Genomic DNA, 15484 nt, shown 5'->3' on the forward strand with positions numbered 1-15484 from the left:
GGTGGCGCGGCAGCGGAAGCTGGACGATGTAGCCGGTGCAGGCCGGGTCGGCGTTGAGTTCGTCGATGACGTCCTCGACCTGCCGCTGCGAGGCGTCGGCCGGCAGATCGCGACGGAGGGAGGCGATGCCCACCTGTGCGCAGTCGCGGTGCTTGCCGGCGACATAGGCGCGGCTGCCGGGGTCGTCGCCGACCAGGACGGTGCCCAGGCCCGGCGCACGGCCCGTGGTGACGGTCAACTTGGCGACACGTTCGGCGAGTTCGCGGCGGATGATGGCGGCTGTGGCCTTGCCGTCGAGCAGTTGTGCGGTGGTCACGGGGGGTGCTCCTTCCAACGGGGCTGACACTGAGCGCCCCCAAGGGGCGCGGGGCTGTGTCGATATGCGGCTCCGCCGCGGGGCGTGACCAGCCACGACGCATCCGCGGACGAAGGGCGGCCGACCACGGCACGCCCTGCGAACCCCTCAGCCACGAAGACGGGACATGGTCGGATCGAACAGCGGCTCTTCGGCGACGGCCGCCTCGACGGACTGGTCGAAGTAGCCGATGTGCACGACGGTCCCTGGGGCGGTGAGCTCCGTCGGCAGCCACGCGTAGGCGATCCCCTTGCCGATCGTGTAGCCGTACGCGGCGCTGGTGACGTAACCGACGGCGCAGTCACCGTCGTACACCGGCTCCTTGCCCAGGACGACCGCCCGCGGGTCGTCGATGGTGAGGCAGGTCAACTTCCGCCGTACCTCCGCCTTGCGCCGCTCCAGCGCCGCCTTGCCGATGAAGTCGTCCTTGTCGAGCTTGACGGCGAAGCCGACGCCGGCCTCGTAGGGGTCGTGCTCGTAGGTCATGTCGGTGCCGAAAGAGCGGTAGCCCTTCTCCAGACGCAGGCTGTTGAAGGCGCCGCGGCCTGCCACGATGCCGCCCAGCGGCTCGGCCGCCGCCCACAGCGTGTCCCAGAGTTTCTGGCCCAGGTCGGCCGTGGTGTACAGCTCCCAGCCGAGCTCACCGACATACGACAGACGCATGGCCGTCACCGGGACGGAGCCGATGTGGGCGCGCTTGGCGCGGAAGTACTTCAGGCCGCTCGCCGAGAAGTCCGCGTCGGCCAGCGGCTGCAGGACCTCGCGGGCGCGCGGTCCCCACAGGCCGATACAGCAGGTGCCGGGGGTGATGTCGCGGACCTGGACCGAGCCGTCGGCAGGGAGGTGACGGATGAACCAGTCCAGATCCAGGTTGCCGTTGGCGCCGACCTGGAACAGGTCGCGGGCCAGCCGGGCCACGGTGATGTCGCTGCGGATACCGCCGTCGTGGTCGAGCAGCAGGGTGAACGTCACCGAGCCCACGGACTTGGCGACCTTACCGGTGACCAGCCGCTCCAGGAAGGCAGCAGCACCGGGGCCGCTCACCTCCAGGCGCTTGAGAGCCGTCATGTCGTACATCGCGACGCTCTCGCGGGTGACCTGGGCCTCGGCGCCGACGATGGGCGACCAGTACCGCGCGGCCCAGTCGTTGGGCGTGCGGATGGAACGGCCGTCGACCAGGCCCGCGTTGGCCTCGTACCACTGCGGGCGCTCCCAGCCGTTCGCCTCCAGGAAGAAAGCGCCCAGCTCCCGCTGGCGCACGTGGAAGGGGCTGGTGCGGATCGGGCGCGGGTCCCCCGACGGCTGGAGCGGGTGCAGGATGTCGTAGATCTCGACGAAGTTCTGGCAGTCGCGGGCCAGCACGTACTCCGGGGACAACTGGTGCGGCTCGAAGCGGTTGACGTCGCACTCGTGCAGGTCGAAGGAGGAGCAGTAGCCGTCGACCAGCCACTCGGCCATGGCCCGCCCGACCCCGGCGGAGTGGGTGACCCAGACGGCCTCGGCGACCCAGAAGCCCCTGACGTCCGGGGACTCCCCGAGCAGCGGCAGGCCGTCGGTGGTGAGGGAGAACAGGCCGTTGATGCCCTCCTCGACCTTGGCCTCCTGCGTCGCGGGAAGCAGCGACTGGGTCTCACTCCAGGCGGCCGCGAAGTCGTCCTCGGTGAACTTCAGGACCGACGGCATCTCCTCGGCCTCGTCCACGGACAGGATGTCGTCGGCGGAGATGGGCATCGGGCGGTGGCCGTAGTAGCCGATGCCCAGGGTCTCGAAGCGGTCGCGGTAGTAGAGGTCGGCGTCCTGATGGCGCAGGATCGGGCGCACCGCCTCCTCCGTCTGGCCCGCCAGCGCCGGTACCGGGCCGGTCCAGGCGAGCTGGTGGCCGAGCGGGGTGAGCGGGAGGTTCATACCGACCAGGCGGGCGATCTTCGGGCCCCAGATGCCGGCGCAGCACACGACGATGTCGGCGGGGATCTCGCCCTGGTCGGTGACGACGCCGGTGACGCGGCCCTCGCTCTGCCGGACGTCGAGGACCTCGTGGCGGGCCAGGAAACGCACACCACGCTCGGTGGCCCGGCGGATCTGCGCCTCCACGGCGAGGACCGCCTTCGCGAGCCCGTCCGTGGGCACCAGGAGACCGCCGAGGACCTTGTCCGGGTTGACGAGCGGGTGCCGTTCGACGCACTCCTCGGTGCTCAGCAGCCGGGCCTCGATGCCCCTGGCGGCGAGCCAGCCGTGACGCCGCTGCAGTTCCGCGACGCGCTCCGGGCTGGTCGCCACCTCCAGGCCGCCGACCTGCAGGAAGCAGGGCTGCCCGTCCACGTCGAGGGAGCAGAACTTCTCGACGGTGTAACGGGCCATCTCGGTCATGGTCTTGGAGGGGTTCGTCTGGAAGACCAGGCCCGGCGCGTGCGACGACGATCCCCCGGTGGCGGGCAGCGGGCCCTGGTCGACCACGGTCACTTCGGTCCAGCCTCGCGCGGAGATCTCATCGGCGAGCGCCGCGCCCACGACGCCCGCTCCGATGATGACCACCCGGGGTCCCGCCATCGCCGCACCTCCGACATTGAAAGCGATCCAGTTGCTGTATGCGCAACACGCTTCAGGTTGCGCAACTCAATGTGCCCGCCGTGGACAGACGTGTCAAGGGGTCCGCGACGCCGGGAAAACCTCCGGAGGCGGCGGGGAGGAATCACCAGAAAACGACGAGGCCCGGCAGGCTGTCGGCACAGCCTGCCGGGCTTTTCCGGCGGGGTTCACCAGAGCAGTCGTACGCCCTGCTTGATCCAGGCGTCGACCTTGTCGCGGTTGGCCTCGTGCCGCGGGCATGTGGATGAAGACATCCCAGGGATGGTCGGGCCTGCCCGCCTCCGTGGGCCTCGCCCTATAGTTGCGTTATGAGCAACTACGATCCAGATACCGAAACGACAACGGTGCCGACCGGTGGGGTGAAGTCCGTCGACCGCGCCATCACCGTGCTGGAGATCCTGGCCCGGCGCGGCGAGGCGGGCGTCAGCGAGGTGGCGGCCGAGATCAATGTTCACAAATCCACCGCGTTCCGGCTGCTCGGCGCCCTGGAGGTGCGGGGCCTCGTGGAACAGGCGGGCGAGCGCGGCAAGTACCGTCTCGGCTTCGGCCTCGTCCGCCTGGCCGGCGCGGTCACCGGACGCATCGACATCACCCAGCAGAGCCGCCCCGTCTGCGAGGAACTGGCCGAGGAGATCGGCGAGACCGTCAACATCGCTGTGCTGCAGGAGCACTATGCCGTCAACCTCTACCAGGTGCGCGGCCCGGGGGCCGTCGCCGCACAGAACTGGGTCGGCCAGCTGACGCCGTTGTACGCCACCTCGAGCGGCAAGATCCTGCTCGCCTACCTGGCCGCCAAGGAACGCGCCGCGCTGCTGGCCGCGACGGGCCTGAAGAAGGTCACCGCGCACACCGTCACCGCGAAGACGAAGCTGGAGAAGAACCTCGTCGCGGTCCGCGAGAGCGGCTACGCCTGGGCCCTGGAGGAACTGGAACTCGGCCTGCACGCCATGGCCGCTCCGGTCCGCAACCGCGACGGCGATGTCGTCGCGGCGCTCAGCGCCTCCGGACCGGCGTACCGGCTCACCGAGGACCGTATGCACGAACTCGCTCCGGTGCTGGTCAAGGGCGCGGACGAGATCAGCCATCGCATGGGCTGCCTGGGCTGAGCCCGCCGCGCCGCCTTCGGTGGGCGCCCTGCACACCAGGTGCCGGCCCGCCGTGAACCGCCGCTACTGTGGCCGCCCCCCGCCCAGACGCTCCCAGACGCTCCCAGACGAAGGCGTGGAACACACCGAAGCGAGGGCTGTGCCCCTGTCAGGGCGCCCCGGCCGCGAGTTGCTTGCGCCAGCGCATGAACAGCCGCGGCTGGTTCATCCCGAGTACGGCGACCGGGTGTCCGGCACGCCGGTAGACGGCCAGGACGTTGCGATCGTCCGCGGTGCCTTCCTCGATCGTCATGCTGTCGGCGCGGGCCGCGTTGCCGACGAACTGGATCTTCACGCCGTACTGGTCGGACCAGAAGTACGGCGGCCGGGGCTTGCCCGGTTCGGACTCGCCCCAGGACAGCAGGGCGGCCACGGCCGCGTCGGGGCGTTCCCGGGCGCCGGTCCAGTGCTCGACGCGGCGGTGAGTGCCTGCGCGCGGGTCGTACCAGGAGGCGCAGTCGCCGACCGCGACGACCCCGGCCAGGCTGGTACGGCCGTCCGCACCGCACTTGACGCCGTCGTCGAGTTCCACACCGGATCCGGCCAGCCACTCGACGCAGGGACGGGCCCCGACACCCACGACGACGGTGTCGGCGGGGATGCTGCGGCCGTCCTCCAGCAGGACGGCGTCGACGCGGTTCTCGCCGCTCAGCGCCTTGACGCCCACGCCGCACAACAGGCGTACGCCGTGGTCCGTGTGGAGGGCGGACACGACGCGCCCCATGGTCGCGCCGAGCGGTCCGGCGAGCGGCGTCGGGGCCGCCTCGATCACCGTCACGTCGACCCCGAGGGCGCAGGCGGTGGAGGCGACCTCGGCGCCGATGAACCCGCCGCCGATCACGACCAGCCGTCCGCCCCGGGCCAGTTCGTCCCGCAGGGCGCGGGCGTCGTCCAGGGTGCGCAGGACGTGCACTCCGGCCAGCCCCTCGGAGCCGGGCAGGGTGCGCGCGGCGGCGCCGGTGGCGATGACGATGCCGTCGGCCCGCACGTCCCGGCCGTCGGTGAGCCGCACGGCGCGGGGCGTGGTGCCGAGTCCGGCGGCGCGGGCTCCGAGCAGCCATTCCGCTTGCAGGTCCTCGTCGTCCGGCTCCAGTGCGAGATCGGCTTCGCCGATGCCGCCGGCCAGGAACTCCTTGGACAGTGGCGGCCTGTCGTACGGGCGATGGATTTCGTCGCCGATGACGACCAGCCGTCCGTCGTATCCCTGCTTCCGCAACGAGCGCGCCGCTGACAGACCGGCCAGCGACGCGCCCACCACGGCCACTGTCCTCACGCGACACCCCCGGCCAGCCGGGCCGCGATACAGGGAGGCAGGTTCGGGGCTGCCGTCGACAACTGGACGTAGATCATTCCGTCCTCCACGAAGACCTCGTGCGTGCGCACCGGGAGCTTGGCCGGCGGAGCGTCGACGGCTCCGGTCTTGAGGTTGAACTTCGAGGCGTGCAGTGGGCATTCGACCTCGCAGCCCTCCAGCCAGCCGTCGGCGAGCGAGGCGTCCTGGTGGGTGCATGTGTCGTCGATGGCGAAGAGTTCGCCGTCGTCGGTGTGGAACACCGAGACCGGCGGGTCGATGTGGAGCCTGTGGGCCTCGCCTCGGGGCAGATCCACGAGACGGCACGCGGCAATCATCATGACACCTCGGTGCGTATAGCGAAACTGATTGCGGTGAACGCAACGCCAGTCTGGGGGCGCCCACAAACCTTGTCAAGGAGTTCACGGGGCGGCCGACGCTCTTATCTGCGTTGCGTGGTACACAACGCTCCGCACCATAAGAAACGCAGGTCAGACTGGGGCGCCCTCTCAGAACTGGGGCATCGGCAGCAGCGTCGCCGCGGATTCGAGGCCCCACCGAGCGGCCACGCGCACCGCGTCGGCCGTCGAGGCGACGTCGTGGACACGCACGCACCAGGCGCCCTGCGCGGCAGCCAGGACCGACACCGCGGAGGTGGCCGCGTCCCGCAGATGCGCCGGGCGGGGCCGCCCCGTCTCCGGGTCCGTCAGCAGCTGACCCAGAAAGGACTTCCGCGCCGCACCCACCAGGACCGGCCGGCCGAGCGCGGCGACCTCCCGGAGACGGCCGAGCAGGCGCCAGTTGTGCTCGGCGTGCTTGGCGAACCCGAGCCCCGGGTCGACGATGAGACAGTCCGCCGGGACCCCGGCGCGCAGGGCCGCGTCGACTCGCGCCCGCAGCTCGTCGACCACGTCGGTGACGACGTCGTCGTACACGGCGTTCGCCTGCATCCCCGCGGAGTGCCCGCGCCAGTGCATGAGCACGTAGGGCGTACCTGCCCGAGCCATCAGCGGCAGCATCGCCGGGTCGGCGAGCCCGCCGGAGACGTCGTTGACCAGGGCGGCGCCGGCCTCGATGGCGTGGGCGGCGATCTCGGCCCGCATGGTGTCGACGCTGACCGTCGCGCCCGCGGCGGCAAGTTCACGGACGACCGGCAGCACGCGCCGCAACTCCTCCTCGACGGCCGGGCGCGCGGCGCCGGGGCGGGTCGACTCGCCACCCACGTCCAGGATGTCCGCGCCCTCGTCCAGCAGCGCGAGGCCGTGCGCGACGGCCCGTTCCGGGTCGAACCACCGCCCGCCGTCGGAGAACGAGTCGGGCGTGACGTTCACGATGCCCATCACCAGGGTCCGGCCGGGGCGGGGAAGACCTCGCGGATGGAGCGCGGGAGCGGCCCGGCCGGGCCGGGCGGCGGTGCTCATGCGACTCGGGGCGGGTCGGCGAGGGGGCGTGCGGGAGTCATCATGGGACCTGTCGACCTCGTTGCATATAGAGTAACAATGTGCGCTTTGAGCAACGAGTCTGAGGATGGCCGCGCGGCACTGTCAAGGCAGGTGGAAGTGCGGCGGGGCGTGGTCTCCAGCGCGTCGATGATGCGCAGCGCACTGGATCTGGGCGCGGTCGCGGCCGGGCCGGGCACGGATCCGGTGGCGCAGACCCGCCCCGGTCGTTGCGGACCAGGTCCACGATCATCACGCTCTCGGCATGGTCCTTCTCCAGACAGGTCGTCCGCCGTACGGCCCGTGCCCTTGACCGGCCCGGAGGCCCGCGACGACCGCATGCCGGCCGGGCCGGGCTCTCGTTCGCGGGTCTCGCCCGAGGAGACACGCGGGCACTCGATCGCCCCGGCCGGCATGGCGGCGCCCCTGTCACCAGCCGCGGGCGGCCCACTCCTCCAGGTGCGGTGCTTCCGCCTCGACGGTCGTCGTATCGCCGTGTCCGGTGTGGACGACCGTCTCGCCCGGCAGGGTCAGCAGCCGATCACCGATGGAGCTGATGATCGTGCCGAAGTCGCTGTACGAGCGCCCGGTCGCGCCGGGTCCTCCGGCGAACAGCGTGTCACCGCTGAACAGTGCGCCCAGTTCGGGTGCGTACAGGCACACGGCACCCGGAGCGTGCCCGGGCGTGTGGAGGACACGCAGGCCGATGCCCGCCACCATGAGTGCGTCACCGTCGACGAGCGGGCCGTCGGGCCGCCGACCGGGGTGCACCATCTTCCACAGCACCTGGTCGTCAGGGTGCAGGAGAATGGGCGCGCCCGTGGCCAGGGCGACGTCCGGCGCAGCGCGCACATGGTCGTCGTGGGCGTGGGTGCACACGATGGCCGACAGACGACGGTCACCGACGGCCGCCAGGACCGCGTCGGAATCGTGTGCCGCGTCGATGACGACCACCTCGTCGTCGTCACCGATGATCCAGACGTTGTTGTCGACGTCCCAGGTTCCGCCGTCGAGGCTGAAGGTCCCGCTGGTGACGAGGCGTTCGATGCGCGGTGCACCGGCCATCACAGCACCACCACCGAGCGCAGCACGTCGCCGCCGTGCATCTTCTCGAACGCCTCCTCCACGTCACCGAGGCCGATGGTCTCGGAGACGAACGCGTCCAGGTCGAAACGGCCTCCCAGATAGAGGTCGATGAGGGCCGGGAAGTCGCGCGAGGGCAGGCAGTCGCCGTACCAGCTGGACTTCAGCGAGCCGCCCCGCCCGAAGACGTCGAGCAGGGGCAGCTCCACCTTCATCTCCGGGGTGGGCACGCCGACCAGCACGACCGTGCCGGCCAGGTCGCGGGCGTAGAAGGCCTGCCGGTACGTCTCGGGGCGGCCGACCGCCTCCACGACGACGTCAGCGCCGAAGCCGCCCGTCAGCTCGCGCACCGCTTCCACGACATCGCCCTTCGCCCCGTCGACCGTGTGGGTGGCCCCCATGGTCGTGGCCCGGTCCAGCTTGCGCTGGTCGATGTCGACGGCGATGACCTTGCTCGCCCCGGCCAGCCTCGCCCCCGCGACGGCGGCCATTCCGACCCCGCCGCAGCCGATGACGGCGACGGAGTCGCCCCGGCCGACGGCACCGGTGTTCACGGCCGCGCCGAAGCCGGCCATGACGCCGCACCCGAGCAGACCGGCTGCCGCCGCCGGGGCCGCGGGGTCCACCTTGGTGCACTGCCCTGCGGCGACCAGCGTCTTCTCCGCGAACGCGCCGATGCCGAGTGCCGGCGAGAGCGGGGTGCCGTCGAGCAGCGTCATCGGTTGTGTGGCGTTGTGGGTGGCGAAGCAGTACCAGGGCTTGCCCTTGCTGCAAGCCCGGCACTGGCCGCACACCGCACGCCAGTTGAGGATGACGAAGTCGCCGGGCTCGACGCCGGTGACCCCCTCTCCGACCGCCTCGACGCGACCTGCCGCCTCATGCCCCAGCAGGAAGGGGAAGTCGTCGTTGATCCCGCCCTCGCGGTAGTGGAGATCGGTATGACAGACGCCGCACGCCTCGACCTTGACCAGCGCCTCACCCGGACCGGGGTCGGGGACGACGATCGTTTCGACGGAGACTGGTGCGCCCTTCTTCCGGGCGACGACGGCACGAACCTCGTGAGCCATGAACTGCTCCTCAAGCGGGAAACCCTCGCGAGTGCGTTGCCTAATTCGATACACGCACCGCTATACGCAACCGAGCATCGTGGAGCAGCATGCCGAGGGTCAAGGGGTTGGCTCCAACCGGGTCGACTCGGCCGGCCGTACACCGTCGTCCGGCGCCGGCTCGCCGGTGGTGTCGGCGACGCCTTCCCGTTCCGCCGACGGGGCGGGGACCGGCTCGGCGCGCAGTGCCTTCACGAGGGAGACGCACAGGCCGATCATCACGAAGAGGAACGGGAACGCGGCGATGATGGCCACCTGCTTGACCGCCTCCAGGCCTCCGGCCAGCAACAGCACCGCCCAGGAGAGCATGCCGAGGACGACGGACGCCGCATCCGCGCCGCTCACGAAGAACAGGCCGACCAGAATGTGTACTCCAGCGCCAGACGGGCGGCGTCCTCGCTGCCCGCCTTCGCGGAGCCGGCGCCGGGCTGGACATATGCATGATCGGCTCGCTCGCCCCGAAGAACATGAGGCCGATCCCCATGCCGGCGCTGAACATCATCGCCACGCAGGACGCGGTGCTGAACTCCGGGCGCTCACTGTCTCTGCCGAGCCGGATGGATCCGAACCGGCTGAACGCGAGCACCGTCGCCAGCACCACGAACCCGGAACTCGTCAGGACGAACAGCCAGCCGAAGTTGTCGATGATCCGGCCCGGCGTCGTCTCGGCGACCGTGCCGAGATTCCTGGTGGGCTCCCTCGACCTCCACCGTTTCCTTGACCATGCTCATCTCCGGCTCCCTTCGATGACCGACCCGCGACGGTGCCACCGGCTCCGCCGCGCGGATCTCGATACGCTGCGGCGAGTACCCACGAGCCGTTCGCTTACAGATGCGGGGGTGCGTCAGCGGGCGCCGCGGTTTGCGCAGCAGCGCCTGCCCGGAGATCAGCGCCGCCTGCGACCTTGCCCGGGAGTTCACCGACATGGTCCCCACCGGCCGGCGAACCCTCGCGCGGCGGCGCGGCGCGAGGGCGCATGATGAGTGCGGCGACGTGATACGTACACGGCACCGAGGCGGGGTTGGCGTAGCCGTGTGTGACGTCGGCGGCGAAGTACACCGAATCCCCCGCGTCGAGATCCATGGTTCTGTCGCCGAGCGTCAGACGCAGGATTCCGGATTCGACGGCGATGAACTCGTGGGAGCCGGGGGCGTAGGCGGGGAAGTCGCCCGCGTCGCAGCCCGGCGGCAGCGTGGTGCGGATCCATTCGAAGTTCACGCCGGGCACGACCGGGGTGAGGATGGTGCGCCGCCATCCTCCCGGTTCGTCGACGGTGTCCTGGTCGGCGGCGCGGCGCACGATGACGCGCGAGTCCTCGCACTGGGCGACCAGTTCGGCGAGGGGAACGCCGAGCCCGCCGGCGATGCGGGCGAGCACGACGACGGTGGGCGCCTTCTGGCCGCGCTCCACCGACGACAGCATGCTCACGCTCACCTCGGCCGCGTCCGCCAGCTGCTGCAGGGTCAGGCCCAGGTCATGCCGCACACCCTGCAGACGCTTGCCCAATGTCACCAGATCCAGCATTCCTCTATAATAGCAATAGTTTCCACCATAGAGAAATGAGCATCCGGTGAGCATACCCAAGGCGATCGTCCGCCCGGCGCTTCCCTCCGACCTCAGGACCGTGGCCGACATCTTCACGCACTACGTCCGCCACACCGTGGCCACCTTCGAGGAGACCCCGCCGACCGTCGCCGACTGGGAGCGGCGGCTGGACGACCTCACCGGGCGGAAACTGCCCTTCCTCGTCGCCGAGTCTTCCGGCATGGTGGCCGGCTTCGCCTGCGCAGCCCAGTGGCGGCCCAAGCCGGCCTACCGGTACACCGTGGAGGACACCGTCTACCTGGCGCCCGACGCCACCGGCCGGGGGCTCGGTGCGGCTCTGCTGAGCGCACTCGTCGCCGGGTCCACCCGGGCCGGGATGCGGCAGATGATCGCCGTCATCGCCGACACCGGCAGCGACGCCTCCCTCGCCCTGCACCGCCGCTTCGGCTTCACCGAGGCCGGCCATCTGGTCGGGGTCGGGTACAAGCACGGCCGCTGGATCGGCACCTTTCTCCTGCAACGGGACCTGACCCCAGGGCAGCCGGAATGACCCCAGACGCCCCCGGCGGCACCCGCACAGGCGCTCCCGCCCGCACGGCTGCCGTGGCCACACAACGGTCACATCGTCACCGTCATGTACGCGAACGGCGTGCCCGCGCTCGGGAGCCTGCTGAGGGAGCCACGGCCGCCTCGCGGCCGCCGTGCCGACGACGACCGCGGACAGAACTCCGGGGGCAACGAGGCGATGACCGCGCCGATCAGTGCGACGATCGCGGGCGACACCTGGTGCAGCCGCTCGCTGCACCACAGGACCACGACCGTGCCGAGCAGCAGCGCGCAGCGCTTCTCGGCCTGCGTCCAGGGGCCGGTGACCGGGGTCTCACCCGCGACCTCGGCATCACCGGCATCGACCTGATCGACCTGTCTGGAGTACGACATCAGCGGGCTGACCTGCACCTGCCGCAGCCCGGAGAACGGCACCGTGACGATCGCGAGGTCACCTGTGAACTGCTCGCGCACGACCTTGCCGTCGCGGCCCTCGGAGACGGTGTCGACCCACACGTGGGGGCCGTCGGCGCGCACGTGCCCGGGGTCGCCGGGCCGGTCGGGGTCCCAGTACTCGATGTGCGTGACGCGCCGGTTCAGGCGCAGCTCGTCGGCCACGTCTCGCAGCATCGCGTCCGGCAGGACGGCCGTGCCGCCGACCAGCTCCCAGAACTCGGTGTCCGGGCTGATCAGCGACTGGCTGATGAAGCTGTGGACGAAGGACAGCGGCAGGCGTGAGGGGAGGTTCTCCAGGGTGCCGACGAAATCGATGGTGCGCTCGTCCAGGCCGGCCTGCTCGGTCAGGAACCGGTACATCGACCAGTCGCCGTACTTCTGCACGACCCGTGCCCAGCCGCGCACCCGCTCCGGCATCGGCTTGTCGACGCGCTTGCCGTCCGCGCCAGGCGTGCTCCGGTGCACGGGTTTGGGGGCCCGGTACCGGGTGAGCGGTGCCTCGTCAGGACGGCGGAGCGGCGCAGCGGGCGCACACCCCGCTGAGTTCGAGGGTGTGCTGGAGCTGCGTGAAGCCGGTGATCTCGGCGAGGCGGGCGGCCCACTCCTCGACGGGCTCGGAGTCGACGGGCCGGCTGCGGCCGCAGCCGCGGCAGATGAGGTGGTGGCGGTGCTCGCCGGCCGGCCGCCGCAGGTACATCCGCTCACCGCCGTCGTCGCGCACGACATCGACGAGCCCGGCGCGGTCCAGCTCGCGCAGGGTGCGGTAGACGGTGGTGAGCCCGACGGTGCTGCCGGAGTCGGCGAGCAGCGCGTGCAGTTCCTGCGCTGAGACGAACTCGCGGCAGCGGCCCAGGGTGTCGAGCACGGCCCGCCGCTGGCGGGTGCGGCGCAGGGCCGGGGCGCGGCCCCGCGCGCCCTTCGGCCTCTCCTCCGTGTCGGTCATCACTGGACCCCTCGCTCGACCGGCGCGTTGTCGGCACACCATGCTAATTGAACATGGTTTTCATGTCGATCCACAAAGGATCGAGCCGCCGGAGATCGGCCACTTGCCGAAACCATTGACGCGAACACACCCCGTCCTTATCTTCTGACCGAATTCACGAACTACGTTCGAAATAACGGACGCTGGCGTGACGGACAGGGACGGTCCCGTATGCCTCGCCCCACCGCAGCCCCCCTGCTCGTGTGTGTGCTCGCCGTGCTCCTCGCCCTGGTGACGGGGGTGCAGCCGGCGTCCGCGGCGGACGGCCGCCCGTACACCAACCCGCTGAAGTCGGCCAAGGGCGCCGGCCCCAGGCTGACGTACCACGACGGGAACTACTTCCTGGTGACGACAACCTTCACCGGCGTCCTCCGCAGTGGTCCTGGCTGTACCGACGTAGGCAGTGGGCATGGCTGAACAACGCCTGCCAGCAGTGGCGGCTCGTCCCCACCGCCTGACCTCACCGACACCCCCGCACTGGAGAACTCCGTTGAGACACAGACGCATCGCCGTACGCCTGCTCATGGCCTTCCTCGTCGCCGTGGCCGCCTGCCTCGCCGGGCCCGGCGGCACCGCGCAGGCCGCCGTGCCCGCCTCGCCGGCCGTGACATACACCAACCCGATCGCGGAGAAGCGCGCCGACCCGCACATCTTCCGGCACACCGACGGCTACTACTACTTCACCGCGACCGTGCCCGAGTACGACCGGATCGTGCTGCGCCGGGCGACCACCATCCAGGGCCTGAAGTCCGCCCCCGAGACAACGATCTGGACCAAGCACGCCAGCGGGGTGATGGGCGCGCACATCTGGGCGCCGGAGATCCACTTCATCGACGCCAAGTGGTACGTCTACTTCGCCGCCGGCGCCACCAACGACGTGTGGGCGATCCGCATGTACGTCCTGGAGGGCACCGGCGCGAACCCGCTGACCGCCGCCTGGACGGAGAAGGGCCAGATCAGGACAGAGTGGGAGAGCTTCTCCCTGGACGCCACGACGTTCGTGGTGAACGGGGTGCGCTACCTGGCCTGGGCGCAACGCGACCCGTCCGTGAACAACAACACGGACATCTATCTCGCGAGGATGGCCAACCCCTGGACGATCACCGGCACTCCGGTGATGCTGTCGCGGCCCACCCACTCCTGGGAGACCGTCGGCTACAAGGTCAACGAGGGCCCTGCGGTGATCCAGCGCGGCGGCAAGGTGTTCATGACGTACTCGGCGAGCGCCACCGACAGCAACTACTGCCTGGGCCTGCTGACCGCGAACGCTGGCGCGAACCTGCTCAGCCAGGCGTCCTGGAGCAAGAGTGCCACGCCGGTGTTCACTAGCAACGCCTCGACGAGCCAGTACGGTCCGGGGCACAACTCCTTCACCGTCTCCGAGGACGGCAAGAGCGACATCCTCGTCTACCACGACCGCGGCTACAAGGACATCAGCGGCGATCCGCTGGCCGACCCCAACCGCCGCACCCGCGTGCAGAAGCTGTACTGGAACGCCGACGGCACCCCGAACTTCGGCATCCCGGTGGCCGACGGGGTCACCCCGTACCGGCTGTCGTCGTACAACTTCCCGGACCGGTTCGTCCGCCACTACGACTTCCGGGCCCGGATCGAGGCGAACGTGACCAAGCTCGCCGACTCGCAGTTCCGCGAGGTGCGGGGCCTGACCGGCAGCGGCACGGTCTCGCTGGAGTCGGCCAACTTCCCCGGCTACTACCTGCGACACAAGAACTTCGAGGTGTGGCTGGAGAAGAACGACGGCACGGCGCAGTTCGCCGCCGACGCGACGTTCGTCAGGCGGGCGGGGCTGGCGGACGCGGCCGGGGTGTCGTACGAGTCGTCCAACTACCCGGGGCGGTACATCCGGCACTGGGAGTACCTGCTGAACGTGCAGACGCCCAGCACGGCCACCGACCGGGCGGACGCCACCTTCTACGCGCAGTGACGCCCGGCGGCGGGTGAGCTCGCCGCGCGGTTAGCCGGCGGCCGGTACGGGCACTCGGTTTCCGTCCGGCCGTCCAGCCGTGTAGGGAGGCGGGACGGGCGCACGGCAAGGGTCGTCGCGAGGACGAGGAGAGGCAGTGTCAACCGGTCGGCTCCCCGATCACGAGCAGCGCATCCTCGACGAGATGGAGCGGGCGCTCAGGCGCGACCGCCGCCTCGACCGCCGGCTGCGCACCCTGCGTGCGCGTCGCTTCCCCGACCTGGCCCGCCTGGCCGCCTACAGCCCCCGGCTGCGGACGGTCGTGAGTCTGCTCGCGGTGTCGGTCGCGCTCATGGTCGCCGGGATCGTCACCTCGGAGCCGGCGGTGATCTGGGCCTTCGCCGCCCTGTGGCCGCTGGCCCTGTTCGCGGTGTTCCGCACGCTGTGCCGGTGGACGGAGCGACCATAGGGCCGCGCTGCGGGAACACGCGGCCGAGGGCGTATACGAACGCGCTGACAGGCTGACCGCGTCGCGCACGGCCGCACTCCTTAAGATCACCCCGTGGCAGCAACCTTTCTCCTCCAGCGCACGGCACCGCTCCCGATGGCCGAGGCGTGGCGCCGACTCACGGAGTGGCCCCGCCACGGCGAGGCGGTCCCCCTCACCCGCGTCACCGTCGTCCCGGCCGCGCCGACCCGGCAGGGCACGGTCGTCGTGGTCCGCACGGGCCTCGGCCCGTTCGCCTTCGACGACACGATGGAGGTCACGGTGTGGCGGCCGCCGGAGGGGGACGTGTCCGGGCTGTGCCGGCTGGAGAAGCGGGGCCGCGTGGTTCTGGGCTGGGCCGAGATCGAGGTACGGCCGGGTCCGGGTGGCCGTACGCGCGTGCTGTGGCGAGAGGAGTTGCGGGTCCGCCTGCTGCCCGGGTTCTTCGACGGCGTGCTGGAGCGGGCGGCACGGTATGTGTTCGGGCGGGCGGTGAACCGGCTGCTCAGGCGGGCGTGAGGTGCCCCCGGCCCCTTGCC

General features: G+C 70.7%; 16 protein-coding genes and 4 pseudogenes. 6 read left to right on the forward strand and 14 right to left on the reverse strand.

What is annotated here, in order from left to right; translation table 11 throughout:
- Positions 1 to 316: tetrahydrofolate dehydrogenase/cyclohydrolase catalytic domain-containing protein (locus tag H8R17_RS16760; RefSeq protein WP_316959422.1), on the reverse strand; the 316-nt coding region annotated here is incomplete at its 3' end.
- A gap of 147 nt (positions 317 to 463) precedes the next feature.
- Entirely contained in the window at positions 464 to 2902 is a 2439-nt protein-coding gene (locus H8R17_RS16765) for an FAD-dependent oxidoreductase (RefSeq protein WP_187824002.1), read from the reverse strand.
- A 347-nt stretch (positions 2903 to 3249) separates the two neighbouring features.
- Here H8R17_RS16765 and H8R17_RS16770 point away from each other — a divergent pair, with 347 nt between their 5' ends.
- The gene (locus H8R17_RS16770; protein WP_187824003.1) at positions 3250 to 4047 is read left to right on the forward strand and encodes an IclR family transcriptional regulator; all 798 of its coding nucleotides are present in this window, start codon (positions 3250 to 3252) and stop codon (positions 4045 to 4047) included.
- 148 nt (positions 4048 to 4195) lie between these two features.
- Here H8R17_RS16770 and H8R17_RS16775 read toward each other — a convergent pair whose 3' ends face one another.
- The 9 genes and pseudogenes from H8R17_RS16775 to H8R17_RS16810 all read right to left on the reverse strand — a co-directional run bounded on the left by H8R17_RS16775 (position 4196) and on the right by H8R17_RS16810 (position 10529).
- Positions 4196 to 5359: an FAD-dependent oxidoreductase gene (locus H8R17_RS16775; RefSeq protein ID WP_187824004.1), complete on the reverse strand. Its 1164-nt coding sequence runs from the start codon at positions 5357 to 5359 to the stop codon at positions 4196 to 4198.
- Entirely contained in the window at positions 5356 to 5718 is a 363-nt protein-coding gene (locus H8R17_RS16780) for a bifunctional 3-phenylpropionate/cinnamic acid dioxygenase ferredoxin subunit (protein ID WP_187824005.1), read from the reverse strand. Before H8R17_RS16780 ends, H8R17_RS16775 begins: the two co-directional genes overlap by 4 nt.
- Positions 5719 to 5886: 168 nt before the next feature.
- Complete coding sequence (gene folP / locus H8R17_RS16785; RefSeq protein WP_187824006.1) at positions 5887 to 6798, reverse strand: dihydropteroate synthase; 912 nt, start codon at positions 6796 to 6798, stop codon at positions 5887 to 5889.
- Positions 6799 to 6941: 143 nt separating this feature from the next.
- A pseudogene (locus tag H8R17_RS46770) lies at positions 6942 to 7139 on the reverse strand (anthranilate synthase component I family protein); the annotation flags it as partial.
- A 106-nt stretch (positions 7140 to 7245) separates the two neighbouring features.
- Entirely contained in the window at positions 7246 to 7881 is a 636-nt protein-coding gene (locus H8R17_RS16790) for an MBL fold metallo-hydrolase (RefSeq protein WP_187824007.1), read from the reverse strand.
- Positions 7881 to 8966: an S-(hydroxymethyl)mycothiol dehydrogenase gene (locus H8R17_RS16795; RefSeq protein WP_187824008.1), complete on the reverse strand. Its 1086-nt coding sequence runs from the start codon at positions 8964 to 8966 to the stop codon at positions 7881 to 7883. The genes H8R17_RS16790 and H8R17_RS16795 overlap by 1 nt, the downstream gene beginning before the upstream one ends.
- A 99-nt stretch (positions 8967 to 9065) precedes the next feature.
- Entirely contained in the window at positions 9066 to 9350 is a 285-nt protein-coding gene (locus H8R17_RS16800; RefSeq protein ID WP_187824009.1) for a BCCT family transporter, read from the reverse strand.
- A gap of 79 nt (positions 9351 to 9429) precedes the next feature.
- A pseudogene (locus H8R17_RS16805) lies at positions 9430 to 9678 on the reverse strand (BCCT family transporter); the annotation flags it as partial.
- A gap of 152 nt (positions 9679 to 9830) precedes the next feature.
- Positions 9831 to 10529 carry a helix-turn-helix domain-containing protein gene (locus H8R17_RS16810; protein ID WP_187824010.1) on the reverse strand — a complete coding sequence of 233 codons (699 nt, stop codon included), beginning with the start codon at positions 10527 to 10529 and terminating at the stop codon, positions 9831 to 9833.
- Positions 10530 to 10575: 46 nt separating this feature from the next.
- On the opposite strand from H8R17_RS16810, the gene H8R17_RS16815 reads away from it, so the two are divergent.
- Entirely contained in the window at positions 10576 to 11100 is a 525-nt protein-coding gene (locus tag H8R17_RS16815) for a GNAT family N-acetyltransferase (RefSeq protein WP_187824011.1), read from the forward strand.
- Positions 11101 to 11282: 182 nt separating this feature from the next.
- On the opposite strand, the pseudogene H8R17_RS16820 reads toward H8R17_RS16815, so the two are convergent.
- From H8R17_RS16820 to H8R17_RS16830, 3 genes and pseudogenes are all read right to left on the reverse strand, one after another.
- Positions 11283 to 11429 (reverse strand): annotated as a pseudogene (locus H8R17_RS16820) (SLC13 family permease); the annotation flags it as partial.
- A 42-nt stretch (positions 11430 to 11471) separates the two neighbouring features.
- Positions 11472 to 12008, reverse strand: a pseudogene (locus tag H8R17_RS16825) (FAD-dependent oxidoreductase); the annotation flags it as partial.
- Between the two features lie 46 nt (positions 12009 to 12054).
- Positions 12055 to 12495 carry a Fur family transcriptional regulator gene (locus tag H8R17_RS16830; protein WP_187824012.1) on the reverse strand — a complete coding sequence of 147 codons (441 nt, stop codon included), beginning with the start codon at positions 12493 to 12495 and terminating at the stop codon, positions 12055 to 12057.
- Between the two features lie 210 nt (positions 12496 to 12705).
- On the opposite strand from H8R17_RS16830, the gene H8R17_RS16835 reads away from it, so the two are divergent.
- The 4 genes from H8R17_RS16835 (at position 12706) to H8R17_RS16850 (ending at position 15464) form a co-directional block, all read left to right on the forward strand.
- Positions 12706 to 12951 (forward strand): hypothetical protein, encoded by a 246-nt coding sequence (locus H8R17_RS16835; protein ID WP_187824013.1) that lies wholly within the window; start codon positions 12706 to 12708, stop codon positions 12949 to 12951.
- A 106-nt stretch (positions 12952 to 13057) separates the two neighbouring features.
- A complete protein-coding gene (locus tag H8R17_RS16840) occupies positions 13058 to 14479 on the forward strand; it encodes a family 43 glycosylhydrolase (RefSeq protein ID WP_187824078.1) in 1422 nt (473 codons plus the stop codon).
- A gap of 136 nt (positions 14480 to 14615) precedes the next feature.
- Positions 14616 to 14927 carry a DUF3040 domain-containing protein gene (locus H8R17_RS16845; RefSeq protein ID WP_187824014.1) on the forward strand — a complete coding sequence of 104 codons (312 nt, stop codon included), beginning with the start codon at positions 14616 to 14618 and terminating at the stop codon, positions 14925 to 14927.
- A 135-nt stretch (positions 14928 to 15062) separates the two neighbouring features.
- Positions 15063 to 15464 (forward strand): SRPBCC family protein, encoded by a 402-nt coding sequence (locus H8R17_RS16850; protein ID WP_187824079.1) that lies wholly within the window; start codon positions 15063 to 15065, stop codon positions 15462 to 15464.
- Positions 15465 to 15484: the final 20 nt, after the last annotated feature.

The organism is Streptomyces sp. TRM68367, from assembly GCF_014495685.1.
In the GTDB taxonomy this organism is placed as follows: Bacteria; Actinomycetota; Actinomycetes; order Streptomycetales; family Streptomycetaceae; genus Streptomyces.